11 protein-coding genes are annotated in these 12,813 nt (G+C 46.6%); 5 read left to right on the top strand and 6 right to left on the bottom strand.

Annotated elements, in window-relative coordinates; translation table 11 throughout:
- Nucleotides 1-64 precede the first annotated feature (64 nt).
- Both ACSFC7_RS12575 and ACSFC7_RS12570 read right to left on the bottom strand, forming a co-directional pair.
- A complete protein-coding gene (locus ACSFC7_RS12575) occupies nucleotides 65-715 on the bottom strand; it encodes a helix-turn-helix domain-containing protein (RefSeq protein ID WP_436343104.1) in 651 nt (216 codons plus the stop codon).
- A 644-nt stretch (nucleotides 716-1,359) separates the two neighbouring features.
- Nucleotides 1,360-2,100, bottom strand: a complete 741-nt coding sequence (locus ACSFC7_RS12570; RefSeq protein ID WP_436343103.1) for a hypothetical protein — start codon at nucleotides 2,098-2,100, stop codon at nucleotides 1,360-1,362.
- 101 nt (nucleotides 2,101-2,201) lie between these two features.
- On the opposite strand from ACSFC7_RS12570, the gene ACSFC7_RS12565 reads away from it, so the two are divergent.
- Nucleotides 2,202-2,666, top strand: coding sequence for a hypothetical protein (locus tag ACSFC7_RS12565; protein WP_436343102.1), 465 nt, complete (start codon nucleotides 2,202-2,204; stop codon nucleotides 2,664-2,666).
- 8 nt (nucleotides 2,667-2,674) lie between these two features.
- Here the strand turns inward: ACSFC7_RS12565 and ACSFC7_RS12560 are convergent, their stop codons facing one another.
- The 3 genes from ACSFC7_RS12560 to ACSFC7_RS12550 form a co-directional block, all read right to left on the bottom strand.
- Complete coding sequence (locus ACSFC7_RS12560) at nucleotides 2,675-3,649, bottom strand: hypothetical protein (RefSeq protein WP_436343101.1); 975 nt, start codon at nucleotides 3,647-3,649, stop codon at nucleotides 2,675-2,677.
- Nucleotides 3,646-4,260 (bottom strand): hypothetical protein, encoded by a 615-nt coding sequence (locus tag ACSFC7_RS12555; protein ID WP_436343100.1) that lies wholly within the window; start codon nucleotides 4,258-4,260, stop codon nucleotides 3,646-3,648. The genes ACSFC7_RS12560 and ACSFC7_RS12555 overlap by 4 nt, the downstream gene beginning before the upstream one ends.
- A 407-nt stretch (nucleotides 4,261-4,667) precedes the next feature.
- Nucleotides 4,668-5,150, bottom strand: coding sequence for a ribonuclease HI family protein (locus ACSFC7_RS12550; protein WP_436343099.1), 483 nt, complete (start codon nucleotides 5,148-5,150; stop codon nucleotides 4,668-4,670).
- A gap of 2,220 nt (nucleotides 5,151-7,370) precedes the next feature.
- Between ACSFC7_RS12550 and ACSFC7_RS12545 the strand changes: the two genes are divergently transcribed.
- Complete coding sequence (locus ACSFC7_RS12545; RefSeq protein WP_436343098.1) at nucleotides 7,371-8,252, top strand: hypothetical protein; 882 nt, start codon at nucleotides 7,371-7,373, stop codon at nucleotides 8,250-8,252.
- Between the two features lie 188 nt (nucleotides 8,253-8,440).
- Here the strand turns inward: ACSFC7_RS12545 and ACSFC7_RS12540 are convergent, their stop codons facing one another.
- Complete coding sequence (locus ACSFC7_RS12540; protein ID WP_436343097.1) at nucleotides 8,441-9,619, bottom strand: DUF5797 family protein; 1,179 nt, start codon at nucleotides 9,617-9,619, stop codon at nucleotides 8,441-8,443.
- Between the two features lie 314 nt (nucleotides 9,620-9,933).
- Between ACSFC7_RS12540 and ACSFC7_RS12535 the strand changes: the two genes are divergently transcribed.
- The 3 genes from ACSFC7_RS12535 to ACSFC7_RS12525 all read left to right on the top strand — a co-directional run bounded on the left by ACSFC7_RS12535 (nucleotide 9,934) and on the right by ACSFC7_RS12525 (nucleotide 12,215).
- Nucleotides 9,934-10,704, top strand: coding sequence for a hypothetical protein (locus ACSFC7_RS12535; protein WP_436343096.1), 771 nt, complete (start codon nucleotides 9,934-9,936; stop codon nucleotides 10,702-10,704).
- Between the two features lie 768 nt (nucleotides 10,705-11,472).
- Entirely contained in the window at nucleotides 11,473-11,811 is a 339-nt protein-coding gene (locus tag ACSFC7_RS12530; RefSeq protein ID WP_436347954.1) for a toxin-antitoxin system TumE family protein, read from the top strand.
- Nucleotides 11,812-11,816: 5 nt separating this feature from the next.
- Nucleotides 11,817-12,215: a winged helix-turn-helix transcriptional regulator gene (locus ACSFC7_RS12525; protein ID WP_436343095.1), complete on the top strand. Its 399-nt coding sequence runs from the start codon at nucleotides 11,817-11,819 to the stop codon at nucleotides 12,213-12,215.
- The last annotated feature ends 598 nt before the right edge of the window (nucleotides 12,216-12,813 follow it).

The raw sequence follows: 12,813 nt of genomic DNA, 5'->3' as shown, positions 1-12,813 counted from the left end.
ATCATATAATCGAGTGAGGTGGGTGGTTGTAGTGGTAAATATACACAGGTCTTTAAAAGGGGAGTCATATACGCTTGAGAAGTGTATGCTCAATCAACGTTGATATTCCTCTTCTCAAACGTCCTCTTATTGCTCCAGAAGACACATTGTGTTTCTCTCCCAATTCGGAGAGCGTAACCTCACGCGGCTCGTCGTAATACCCTTCCTCATATGCACTAATCAGTGTTTCTCGTTGTCGGTGTGTTAACCCATGATATCCGCTATCGCCCAGCTCTTTCATTTGGTAAACCGTTTCTACCTCAAACTGTACTCCTATTTCCTTAATCTTATTATGAAATACCGAGACATCAGCTGAATCCATGAATCGAAGTTCAAAATACCAATCCTCGTGTGTTCCAACACCCTGAAGGAGAGATGCATTTGTTTGGGTTATGGCCTGACAATAATATTCAGCAGATTCAGCCCAGTCAACACGGTATAGAACTCCGTTCTCCATTTGTTCTACAGTTGTTAACTGATCCACCTCCGGCTCTTTCCGAACCAATTCCTCAAATTGAGTATGATTTTCACATCCCCATGCAAAAAATAGTGGGAAGATGTCTTTTTGAACAGGAATTAGCTGCTCAAGTTCAACAGTTGTACTGCGGTGTTTATCTAATGCATCTTCTAAAAGGAAATCATCTGTCGGGACTCTAAGTTTGACTATGACACTCATATAAGGGCATAATCATCACAACACTGTTTTAGATACCGGTAATAGATCATTATTAATTTCCGCGATCTCTGTTATGATCCCTGATAAATGAATAGTTAATATGGCCGACTTCAGTTCCTTCTCTGGTGGGTGTGGATAGGTGATCAAAGACCGCATGTCGGTTGGATGGGCGACGAGCGGTCTTGATCAACCGGCGGGTTAGGATGTCTCAAGCGAACGGATACCATCAGCAACGACAGTATTTCACTCCCCGCCAATTGAGGTATCCGACCACTTCCGATTAAGCCTGTTGGCCAGTTGACCCAGGGAATCCTCAGTACTCTTCTACCAGAGTTCTTGATCGGCATGGCCAATCATCTTTAGGTCTGGTTGGATCGTATCTCTGACTCACTGGTTACTGTCTCCTCGTAGTTGCTGCTCTCCAAAGAGCCAAGCACTGTTAGAGTCTCCAGAGCAACCTCTAGATTACTGAGACGAGTGTCAAGGTCACCAAAATAACGGTCTGTCGTGAGACGTCTTCCGTCTCCCATATGAGATCAAATATCGGATGAGGTATAATATATGGTTACATTTCTGCTGAAAAGCTCAAGCCGCAGAGCCAGATAGTGTCTGAAAATGCTAAGGGGATCTATGGAATCTAAGTCCTATGATGATTGGTAGGGTGCGAGAGCATAACTGACTCTTCCAAGCCCATCAGCAATTGAATAGTGTATCTCAATGGGGCGATCATGTGAAAGTTGGATATCTACGGCTGTATCTGAAGGAATACCTGAAACAATCTTTTTCAAATATTTTAGACTGAATTCATTCTCTATATTTCCAACTATTAGATCCTCTAATTCTTCATTAGTTAGTTCAACAACAGTACGGTCAACATCCCCTTGAGCAAGCACATCTATTTGCTGTGAGTCAGAAGAACACACAAAAGTCAACTCGTCTGAAAAGAGTTCGGCAGTTTTAATTGTCTCTTCCAGCTCATCCTGCGATATGGTAAATCGAACTGGATGATCAATGTTGGGCATTTCTGGCTGATTTAAAATCTCGTCCTGATTTATAAGACCAAGAACAAATTCTTTATTTCCTGCATTGAGTTCAAGAAGTCGATCCTCTTCATTAAAGTGCATACGAGCCATATCCGAGTTCTTAGCCATATTTAACGCGTCAGACAATTTTTTGAGTTTAATTCCAATATCAAGCCCCGAGCTATTGTAGGAGCTAAATGCGCTGGCTTGGATTGTGACATCAACAGTCGCCATCCTTGCCCGATCAACGGCCGGGATTGCTATACCATCTTCATAAAAGTGAACTAGACATTCATCTGTCAGCGTATTCACTGGCAAGAAAGTTTGTTTGAAGAGATTGACTTTTGCGACTGTATCCAACATAGGTATCATAACATTTTCCTAGACTAAAAATTCACCTAATACGAAATACCTCTCAGGTGCCGATCAATATATTTATTTGTAATCGTAATTGAATGTCCTATATGATTGGAATCTATCTGATCACCGTGGGAACCATTATTCTCGTGGCATCCGTTAGCTGGGAATATTACATAAAACGCATACAAAACGATTTAAGCCTCAATATTACTCCTCCAGAAGGATCAGATCAAGAGGTTGATAGAAGCGAACTACCTGCTATCGGAAGCGAAGAAGCAGAATCGCAAGAAGAAACAGATCTTCTCACGATTGGCTATTCGTTATCGTTTTTGTTTGGGATATTTGGATTGTTTCTTTTCTTGGGTCTGCAAATCACCGGCTCAGAGAGTTTGACTACAGTTTTAGTCGTTTGGGCTGGTTTAATAGATATTCTTGTACCCGTTCTTTGGTATATTGATTCACGAGATCTTATCGAATTTCTGTGGTTCCCAGAGTCTAGAATAGCTCTCACTCTTTCTGCTTCACTTCCTAACTTTGTTATCCTCTTAGCTACTCAAGGAATAGTATGAGAATAGGATCAAGTGGCAATTATTTCTGCGATTGGGCTCAATTGCTTCTCTTGATCCAGAACGTCTGATTTAACATCTTCCTCCCCTGTCCACATTCGACTTCCATATTCTGTAGTGCTTTCAAGTAATCCAACTTGTTCTAGCTGAAGAAGATATCTAGCTGTCTGCAATTGCTTGATCCGACTCTGTTCACCGCTATACTCCTTCTCCATCTGCCTACGGATGTCTTTTTTGCTAACTTTGGGCAGGTCTTCGGACTCAATTGCGCGTCGATAGTAGTAGCCTGCGATCCGAAGATATGGTCCAAGGATATTCTCTAGCATCTCAATATCGTCTACCTTCTCTTCTAAGAGATGGGCCATCGCTTCATTCAAGGTCTCTGATGGCCGATCGTGGTCCGCCTGAAGTTGAATGAGCTCATCATCCGCGGCGATGTACCCATCCCGCTTCTGGAGGAGATTAACCTCCATCAGAATTGAGAGATGAGTTTCGTATTTTTCTCTGTTATCGTGATTCAACTCTTGGAACCGCTTTTCAGGGATCTCGCCAGAGAGTATCACTTCAGACAACATGTCTTGGACTGGGGTGTAGCGGTGGGTAGGATAGGGCAATAGTGAGAACTTCTTTGCGGACGATTTGATCAGGGCTTTTTGCACTGCTCGCTCAATTTCACGTCGACGGTCTCTGATTTGAGAATTAATCTCATCGACGTCGGTTCTATCTATGATATCTCCCGTTTGGGCATCAACTCTGATCTCGCCAATCTCCGCTTCCGATAGGAAGCGTACATCAACAGCCTCTACACCCTCTTCAGTTTGATTGAAAATGACTCGAGGGAGACTAATGAGGATTGGGAAACGGTATTCACCATTTTCGTCACTAGACGTCCCCAGGTGAGGGAGATTACCAATATTTAGTCGGAGTTCTTCTTCTGCTTCTTGTTCCGCTTCTTTCTCCGGAATCCGTCCATCTCCCAAGCTCATTGTAAATCACCTCCTTTCTGATCCTCGTTCGAAATTGCTTGTTGTTCTCCAATTGAGACTGTGATCACTTGATTTACTGTATCATCCCACGCTTTCACGAAGCGCTCTTTGTTTACTGTGTCATACAGATAACCCCAAGGATCATTAATTGCTATGCTGTCATCATCCATTCCAGTGACAACAACTGCATGAACACCGCCTTTTCTATCTTCTCGGAGAATTCGAGCGTTGATTATAGGTATAATTGGCATGTCTTTGTTCAACTGATTCGTGATAATCCGTTCAAGTGTACTATGCGCAGGAGATTTTTGTTTAAGTTTATGTTCAAAACGGATTGGGCCAACCGAATCCGAAACGTCATCAAGATCATTCTGGTCAGGAACCCAGCCTGCTTCTCTGAGGGTGAGATTAGATCGAATTTCATCTAGATCTAGAGTAGTTGCCTCTTCTCTCACCCAATCTTCTGGATGAAAGTTAGTAACATACTGGACGGACATCCAGAGACAATATACTAGGCATTCGTTTTCTGTTTCTTTATCACTAGCAGCAGGGACCTGAAGAACATCAGGAGAATCTTCAACAGGATGTCCTCTCCATGGCTCCAATGACATTATCCACCTCCATTTCGGTCATAACCGTGATACTTCATTTATAGAAACTATCAATTCGAGCAACTTGAAGTTTTCTACACTGCCTATCCAGTCATACTTGAAGTCGTTCAACAACCTCTCTCCTCGATTGATTTGTGTACTTTTCTTCAGGCACGACTGTAGTTTGACAGTCTATGAGAAAACAGAAGTGGTACATGTAAATCGGTGGCCTCGGCACTCATAGGGCTACACCGAACTGTTCAGTTCGATTGCTGCATACGCGCCCTGTGTCATTTGCACAACGGTACGAACATCGTTTGTAATTGGTAGAAATGCCAACGGTACCTTCACCGACCTATCTACTATTAAATCCACTGTAGAAATTAGTGCTGTGGAAAGACTTCTATGACACCGTCGGCTCCTCCCTATCAATCATCGAAAGCCAGACCAGCGAGCTCGTCAGCCCGCTCGATTCGGTTTCCAGGCTCTTGTGACTGATGTTCCAGTTCGAATTGGCTGAACTCTTCGACAAGGTCGGTAACTTCCCGAAAGTACGGCTTGATATCTGGGCTGTTTACGCTGTATTCTCCTTGAATCTGTTTGATCATGAGCTCGCTGTCAGATAGGAGTCGGACTGAGCAACTGGCTCGGTCATAGTTCGAGAGAACCCAGTTGAGTGCCTCGATAGCTGCTTGATACTCTGCACGATTGTTCGTCCACTCAGGGTCATGCCCTAACAGTTCATTGTGCTCTCGGACATGTTCGTTCTTCTCCTCAACGATGTAGCCAATTGCGCCCCGACGGTTTTCTTCATTTTGGTTATCTTTCGATGCCCCATCGGTTGCAACCACAAGGTTAGTTGTTGAATCAGTCTTCTGTTTTGGATTGTTCTGCTCTGTTTTTTGACCCATGACGTTAGAATAGGTCTCAGCGCATATATTAACCCGTGAAATAAATACTATCAGAATATAGTGATTTACATTCATATTAATAGCAGGCTGTTCGGATTATCTGTGCTAATGTTTGATCTGCTCAAGCATAGCTAGTTGCAGTCAATCATTCGATTGTACTGGGCGCTCCCTGGCCGGAACGAGGCCGGTCGCTCGCTGCGCTGTGCTCCCTACGGTCCGGGCTTGCGCTCACTGCGTTGCGCGTTCCGGGCTACCGTCCATCCGGCACTCGCGCCCACTGCAACCGCAAGAGGGATCGGTGCTATAAGAGGGTGGTATCGCCTTCTACAGGGGACCATCCCTATCGCAGTATTGACGAACCGGTTTTCTGCTGCCAAGCAGAAAAGCGAGAGTCCAAGGCTCGGCGATCTATTCTTAGATCGTTTCGAGCCGTCGTCTGCGGGGTTGAATCGTGCTTAGCTAATCTTGGTTCACTTCTGATGCTACTGTTTCCCTTCGTCCCGTACAGCTGCAAACTCGTCCAATTAAATTGTCCACAATCCTCACGTTCCACATCGTCCTTTTCTATCTACGTCAAGCGCAGATACTCCCAATCAAGAGAGCCAAACACTCGTTCGAGTGCCACTGTTTCCCCAGTGTTTCCGGGAATCCCCGTACTCCGATGTGTCCGTAGCGTTGATGCCCACTATGGGACAAGAACGCTTCTGGTATATGCGGATGTACTTTTCGACCAGTGGCTTGCGACTTAGGCCACAGTTGGTGCGACAATAGTAGAAACCGGGGTTGAAATCCCGATATCTCAGCGTATACAATATATACAATCTCTAGAATTATAAGTATTTCTGAGAGTTTTTGTAGAGACTTAGTTGAACTATGGTTAATTAGAAGGCTTTTCCAGTCACTAGTCGTGCGAGGTCACTGGAAGGAGACGATTGGTTCGGAGATATTTGGACCCAAGCGACCAAACTCAGCTGCTATGGAGAGGTTTTCAAACAGATTCGGACAGTCAGAAATCGAGGCATGGTGATTCAGACGGACGTGAAGTTGAGAGGTTTTGAGACGGGGACAAGAGCCGTTTGAGGCGGTTGGAGGCTAAGCCCACATTGGGACCGCTCGAGACGGCGGATCGTCTGACACCGGCCTGAGACTCTTGAGGGACGGCTGAGTGGTGAGGCCAGATGGAACCAGACGTCCAGTCGGCCGATCTTCTCTGGGGACCAGAATATGTTCGAGTTCAAGTAGAGGTCGAGGTGAGAATCGGTCGGACTCCGCGACTTCGACCCTCTTTCAGGCGACTGTTATCTCATTCTGGGACTAGCATTTACTGCCTCGTTTTTTTATATGCAGTTAGAGCCCGTATAGTGCAGGTTGGGGGAGAAGACTCGCAAAAATAATCAACTCCAGAGAACCCAATGACGGGGTAATTACCTACATTGTTCGCATTTAGTATTCGCTTGGACTACTGATCCATGAGGAGAAACTATAGGACTCTAATTATCGCTGGTATTCGTCCACGAACCACCTCCTCCCTGTCGCAATGCCTGATAACTCGAAATCGACTATAACTGTACCATCTGACAAACTCGAAAAAATCCATCGCATCCATGGGGAATACCAGGATTTTCCTGCCAAAACAGCCCTCCACGAGACTCTTACCGATGCACTGGACTCGCTATCTGAGGTATCTACTAACGAAAAGTGAATAACCCTGGTACTTTGAAACAGATCCATGGTAATTACAATACATCTGTTAATATATTCGCAAGAGAGGCTGTAGACACAAAGGTCTGAAATCACAGTACTTCTTTTCAGGATTCTCTTGGTCCAGACCGATCGGACACCACGTGTACGATTATTTGGAGAAACACCGACCGCGGTCGCTCGTCTGTCGCATGCTAGATCAATTTACTGATGGAAGAGGGTATACTACGTACGTTGACCGAGAGAGCAATACACTGATTCGTACACATCAACTTGTAGCACTCGTTGAAAACGATCCTCGAGACGTTTTCTCTGAGAATGCGGAAGTACACCATTTGACTCCAACCTTCCAAAGTGCAGGAATCAAACTCGATATTCCAAGTGGCGTTTGTGTAATAGAGCAGTCACAGCACCGAAGACTACACGCCAGCGATGAATACTCACCAGTCCCGATTGAGTCAGTATTGAATTCAAGAGATACAAGGCAAAAAGAATCGGCTGATCTGTGCAGTGATCCGAATGTCTGAGGTAAATACCGCCAAAGTTGAGACTACAGTTCCCTCTACAAATACATCGGTATATGCAGATAAAATCTCATTTGCCTCAGAATCGCTTGCAGACGAACTCCCAGACCGGTACCTCTCCGATAATGGCCGTCCAGTATCCTGGAATGTAGCTGTGGAGAATTACCGAAACCACCGCATAGGTGAAGAAGCAAGTTCTGACGCAAATGGATACATGGGCGGACTTCAGCAGAGGGCTAAGCAAAAAATGGCTGCAATATACAAAGCCGACAGGACGTTCCGCGCAGAATTTGATAACCCTCTAGTCGGACTGGCCACTATTTTTGGGAAATATAGTCCTATGGACTCCAATTATGGACCGATACTGGACTATGAGCAGGTTCTCGCAGAAGGAATAGATGGGGCAGCACAAACGATTAAATACCGACTTCGACAGAAGCGAAACGCAGAGTATGCGCTAATCGAGGCAGGAACTGGGACAAACGGCGTACCGCATTGGCACCTAATCGTCTGGGCAGACGAGACTGATGTTAACGGACTCCAGACGGATCTAGAAACGATAGTCTGTCGGGCACAGGAGAAACTCCCATCAAACATTCGGGAATTCGATCCAGACACACACGAGATACCGTCTGGCGCAGTCCGTATTAATGACGACCCAAATACAGATCTCAAGATATTTCCGGCTGACAAAAACAGAGAGCCAGCTACTGCAATAGCTCGGTACGTCGCGAACCAACTGCCCCATGCCGGCACTGCCGACCCAGAAGCTAACGTGTCCGATGGAATGACCAAAGCGGAACTCCAGTTTGGCGCGATCGCAGATGCATCATCAAAACGTGGATATCGATCAAGCGCCGGAGTCTCTAGGTATTGAAACGGCAGATATCGTGGCCTAGAGGCTACTACGACCTCGACTGCTAGTTATGCCAGAGTATACCGCAACGGTTCTGTTGAAATCCTCAGTTGACGATTGTTTTCAGCATCCGTGTTGAATAGAAAGCACAAGTCGGTCATAGATTGGGGCAACATCAATCGTCGTGAGAATCACTAAGTACAGATCGGCTATTTAACTATCTGAACTGCCTCTTCCGTCGGCTCAATACGACTATTTTTGTTCCGATAGTAGTAGTCATCCAGGTGCTGCGAAAGGTACTCCCATGCCTCTTTTCCTGTCTCGAGACCCCACGACGAAGCGAGTTCCCCGTTCGACGTCGGTGCCAAGCGAACAATATCTGCCACTCGCTCCCGATCCTGCTCCGAAAACCCATGTCTCGCCGAAGAACCAGCACTCACCGAACCAGAGTCATCAGTCATTGGTGTCGAAGCCTGCTGCGACTCAGGACCATCCTGCGTAGATTGTGAATTGCCCTCCATAATCTGCGTTGAAGCCGAGGTGTCTTCCACAGGCGTGAGCGCTTGCAACGGTGTTTCTTCCGGGACTTCGTCCATCAGTTCCTGCGCGATAAGCGAAAGCATCTGCTGCTGCCTCTCCGGAGTAATCGAGAATTCATACCGAATCTTTTCCTTCACAATCCCATCGGTCTGATGCCCCTCAAATACACTATGGGTATAGGACACCTGCTGAATATCCACCTCCCCTGGAAGGTTCGGCGCGACCGTTATCCCAAGCGTCCATGATTTCGGTTCAAGTTTACTGTAGTTGGTGGAGAATTGTGGAGATAGCTGCGTATCACGTTGGTCTACAATGGGTGGAATATCGGTCTCTGTCGATGCTAAATCATGAGTCGGTGAATAAGTTTGCCCGTCACTCCCGACGAATTTCGTTTTACTGAGCCCATTCCACTTTTGCACGTACTCGGAGGTGTTCTCGACGCGAGTTACACAGAGAAATCGGTCCTCAGTCTGGATAGAATCGACCTCATGGGGCCAAGCGAGTGGTTCGATGTCGGTTCGAAACAGTCCGACAAGAGACACGCGAAGCGGGTCCTTTTCGATTGTCAAATCATCTGCGAGCGTGCTCTCTATCGACGTTTCACTAACAGGTGTACCGAGCGCCACAAGTCCGCGAGCAAACCCACTGAACGTACTGGCACCGTCTGTGGTACCAGCGGTGGGGTCACCGTTCTGTATCTGCTTGTACGCATCCCGAATCTCTTGGAAACGCTCTTGGCTCCCACCGTGATCTGGATGGTGTTCCTTTACCAGCGCTCGATATGCAGCTTCAACAACAACCTCATTTGCATTTTTTGTTATTCCGAGGACTTCGTACGGATTGGGCATACGCATCGATACGAGTCAGTCAGGAAATTCGTTTTCCTTCTTACAGAAGCACACCTACCTAACGATCGTACTGGTCTGACTGGCTGAAACAAATGATGACTGCTTGCTGATTCCACCCTCGGTATTCAGCAGCCACCTCCTGTCATCTGCTGAGGGGTTCACCAGAGCCACTGCAACTACCGGCCGCCACGAGTTAGTACCAAGTCGTGATGGCGAATTAAATATATAACCGCCAAACCCTCGAAAATATGCATGTGATGTACTGTTATTGTGGAAATTACACTTTTCTATACTGAAATTGAATAGGAGTTGTGATGCCACAACTAATAGAATCTACCTATAATAATCGAACCTACGACTTTGCTGTATACTTGCTCAAATGTAATATAAACGATAGCAGGCCAGCCTACGAGGATAAATACATAGCCACATCAGACCATCTAAGTGGTCGGAAACGGTTCAACCGCGTTCCAAGAAAGTATATATCTCCAAAAAGCAGCCGAAATTTATGTAGAGTACATAAAAAAGTCATAACCAATAAAGATAATACAGATTACTATCCATTGTCTGAAGAGTTAGCGAATGAAGCAAACAACATTTATTATGTTGGTCGAGCTAAAAGCCAAGGGCTTTACAAACGTATAAAACAACATATACAACCTTCACAGCAAGGTGAGTTCATGAGGAAAGTTACCCACATCGAACTATTAGAGGTACTTTTTTGCCAAAAAGTACTAGATCGGCGAACACTTCTCGAGACATTAGATGCGGAATTGTATGTTGAACTTGCGAATTCTTCGAGAAGAGTGGCGAACATTCTATCTGAATATGATAAAATTGCTCAGAAAATACATTTAGCCAATCAAGTAACTATAGACGATTTGAAACGGTGGAAAGAGATTGTCAAATCTTCAGGTATGAATCGATCATCATTCGCTGCGCTTGAAAGTCATGCTAAGGAAATGGACTTGGGGTCATTTGATGCAGAAAGAAAGACTGCAACGGAGCACATGGAAGTGAATGGCAAAACAGAAAATGGAAACATTCGACCAGATCGAATCGATAAGTATGTTTACTGGCATTAGTTCTTGATAGTCGGAGCAATTTTTAAAAAAGTGATCGCACTTATTAGGGATCCAGTCCTGTTCGAAGCGGACACCGACGTCATCGATCGTGAAGTGTGTGGGAATCCGTTCGAATTTAACCAACAGGATAGTCGACAATAGCGATTGTTGGTCAACCGATCGTCGGCGCCAAGTGAGCCCACTTGAGGCGGACGCCAACCCCCTCGAGGCCGATCGGGCATCCAGTTGGCGCCTCGAAATCGAGACGGCAAACCATTTAGGGGTCCTACCGATCGCGCTGACGAGTCGACAGTGCCTTTTCACAGCCTTCTGGGGCGCAACCGTTGTCGAAATCCTGAGGATCCTCGTTTGGAACATATTTGATCTCTCGGACGCCGAATATCGCAGGAAAGAGAGCGCCTTCTGCCCACATAGATTCGAACACAGACGGACACAGCGACGTCTAGATTGGTGCGATGTAGTCGACGGGTGTGGCCCGCAATCGATCGGGGGATGCCTCTAGGACAGTGCCTTGAGTCGCCCAATAACGATCGCGATCGTTGGGGATCGAGACTGGGTCCAGGCCGACGTCGATGTCGATCGCGGACGTGGAGGACTTTCGGACTCTCGTAGAGATTTGGAGGTCTTGCGATCCCTCGAGGAGAGAATCGCAAAGTCTGTTCGGACTTAACCAACACAGTAAACTGGGATCGCAATTGTTGGTTAATCTCGAGCTCGGCTGCCCTGCACTAGACTTAACTCGTTGGCTCCATAACCAACGGGTAGAGGATAGATCCTGATGCAGATGACTTGGATGGGTACGAACGAGCCAACGTGTACGAGGACGGCACAGTCGTCCGTATATCCATCCGTCGTACGTCGGACTCAGCATATCCGTCCGGATGGCGATATACGTTCCACTACGGCTCTCTCACACCTGACGAGCAGACTCTGGAAGATGGGACAATCCGTCGATACGACAACGCACACGAGGATACAAAGGGACACGAAATTCACGTCGCTCCAGATCCTGAGCCAGAAATTATCAACTTCCCAGGTATTGAGGAGCTATATCTGCGGTTCTGGGACGAGATTCCAAAACCGAAGTTCGGGCCAACTAATGGGTGAAGACAATGACAGAAAATAAGATACTACTAGTGACGATCGACGGAGGAGAGGGAATGTACGAAGAGGGACTCGAAGCGATTCAGTCCCTCAAGGATGGAGAGCCTGTGGAGCAGCCCGCTAAAATTACCCTCCCGAATGAGGAAATGTTGGGTGAGATATTCAATGAGCGAACATACAAGCTACTCCGTATAATTCGAGAAGAATCGCCAACCAGTATCCGAGAGACTGCTCGCCTTGTTGATCGCGACAAAAAGAACGTACATGCAGAACTGACGAAGTTAGAAGCTCTTGGTGTCATCCGATTAGAGGATGATGGACACGCGAAGAGGCCTGTATTCCCATATGATAACCTCTTCATTACTCCATTCCGCGATGATAGTGCTCATTCTTCAGCTGTCGCGTGACTTCTCTTTCAGGGGATTTTAGTTGAACCGGCAGTGTCTGTGACGTTTGTCTACTCGGCATTGTTCTTGAATGTTTCCAGTGCCTCCACTAAGGTTCATTGGCTCCGGCGTGAGACGACCGAAACCGCCGTGCTGAAGTCATCCTCTGTATTCAGTACACCGTATCAAACCTATCACCCGCTAAGCATTTCAACAGTATTGATCGAGTTGATCGAGCTCAAGTCGCGCTCGACTGTGCTAGTTCCGACCAGACAGTCAGCCAGTTCGCTATACTCTACTCTGATCGCGATCGCTGTCCGCTCTGACGAGGTTGACGTCGGTCGAGAGTAGGCAGCATCAGTACCGACCATGCGCGACCGCCTTGGCATCGATACAGCCAACAGATCAGAACGAGGGATGGAATGTACAGTCCGAACTTGACGCTGGCGCATCCGTATCTACGGGCTTGATGGCGGTCGAGCAAATCCCTCCTCTCGACGGTTTCTATCGTGTATAGAACCACGCCCTGTGACAGGCGAGTACACAGGTCTTGTACCAGAGAAGCGTGTTAGATTAGTAGCAACCACCTCCCACCTGTAGCAACGTAGTACGGGAGTCG

The sequence above is a fragment of the Natronorubrum halobium genome (assembly GCF_051351675.1).
Lineage (GTDB): Archaea > Halobacteriota > Halobacteria > Halobacteriales > Natrialbaceae > Natronorubrum.
Note: the sequence above shows the minus strand (reverse complement) of the source record. Positions and strands in the feature narration are given on the sequence as shown.

Excerpts from the sequence above, each read along its gene's own strand:
- ACSFC7_RS12575 (WP_436343104.1), bottom strand. The coding sequence starts at position 715 with ATGAGTGTCATAGTCAAACTTAGAGTCCCGACAGATGATTTCCTTTTA.
- ACSFC7_RS12570 (WP_436343103.1), bottom strand. The coding sequence starts at position 2,100 with ATGTTGGATACAGTCGCAAAAGTCAATCTCTTCAAACAAACTTTCTTG.
- ACSFC7_RS12565 (WP_436343102.1), top strand. The coding sequence starts at position 2,202 with ATGATTGGAATCTATCTGATCACCGTGGGAACCATTATTCTCGTGGCA.
- ACSFC7_RS12560 (WP_436343101.1), bottom strand. The coding sequence starts at position 3,649 with ATGAGCTTGGGAGATGGACGGATTCCGGAGAAAGAAGCGGAACAAGAA.
- ACSFC7_RS12555 (WP_436343100.1), bottom strand. The coding sequence starts at position 4,260 with ATGTCATTGGAGCCATGGAGAGGACATCCTGTTGAAGATTCTCCTGAT.
- ACSFC7_RS12550 (WP_436343099.1), bottom strand. The coding sequence starts at position 5,150 with ATGGGTCAAAAAACAGAGCAGAACAATCCAAAACAGAAGACTGATTCA.
- ACSFC7_RS12545 (WP_436343098.1), top strand. The coding sequence starts at position 7,371 with ATGTCTGAGGTAAATACCGCCAAAGTTGAGACTACAGTTCCCTCTACA.
- ACSFC7_RS12540 (WP_436343097.1), bottom strand. The coding sequence starts at position 9,619 with ATGCCCAATCCGTACGAAGTCCTCGGAATAACAAAAAATGCAAATGAG.
- ACSFC7_RS12535 (WP_436343096.1), top strand. The coding sequence starts at position 9,934 with ATGCCACAACTAATAGAATCTACCTATAATAATCGAACCTACGACTTT.
- ACSFC7_RS12525 (WP_436343095.1), top strand. The coding sequence starts at position 11,817 with ATGACAGAAAATAAGATACTACTAGTGACGATCGACGGAGGAGAGGGA.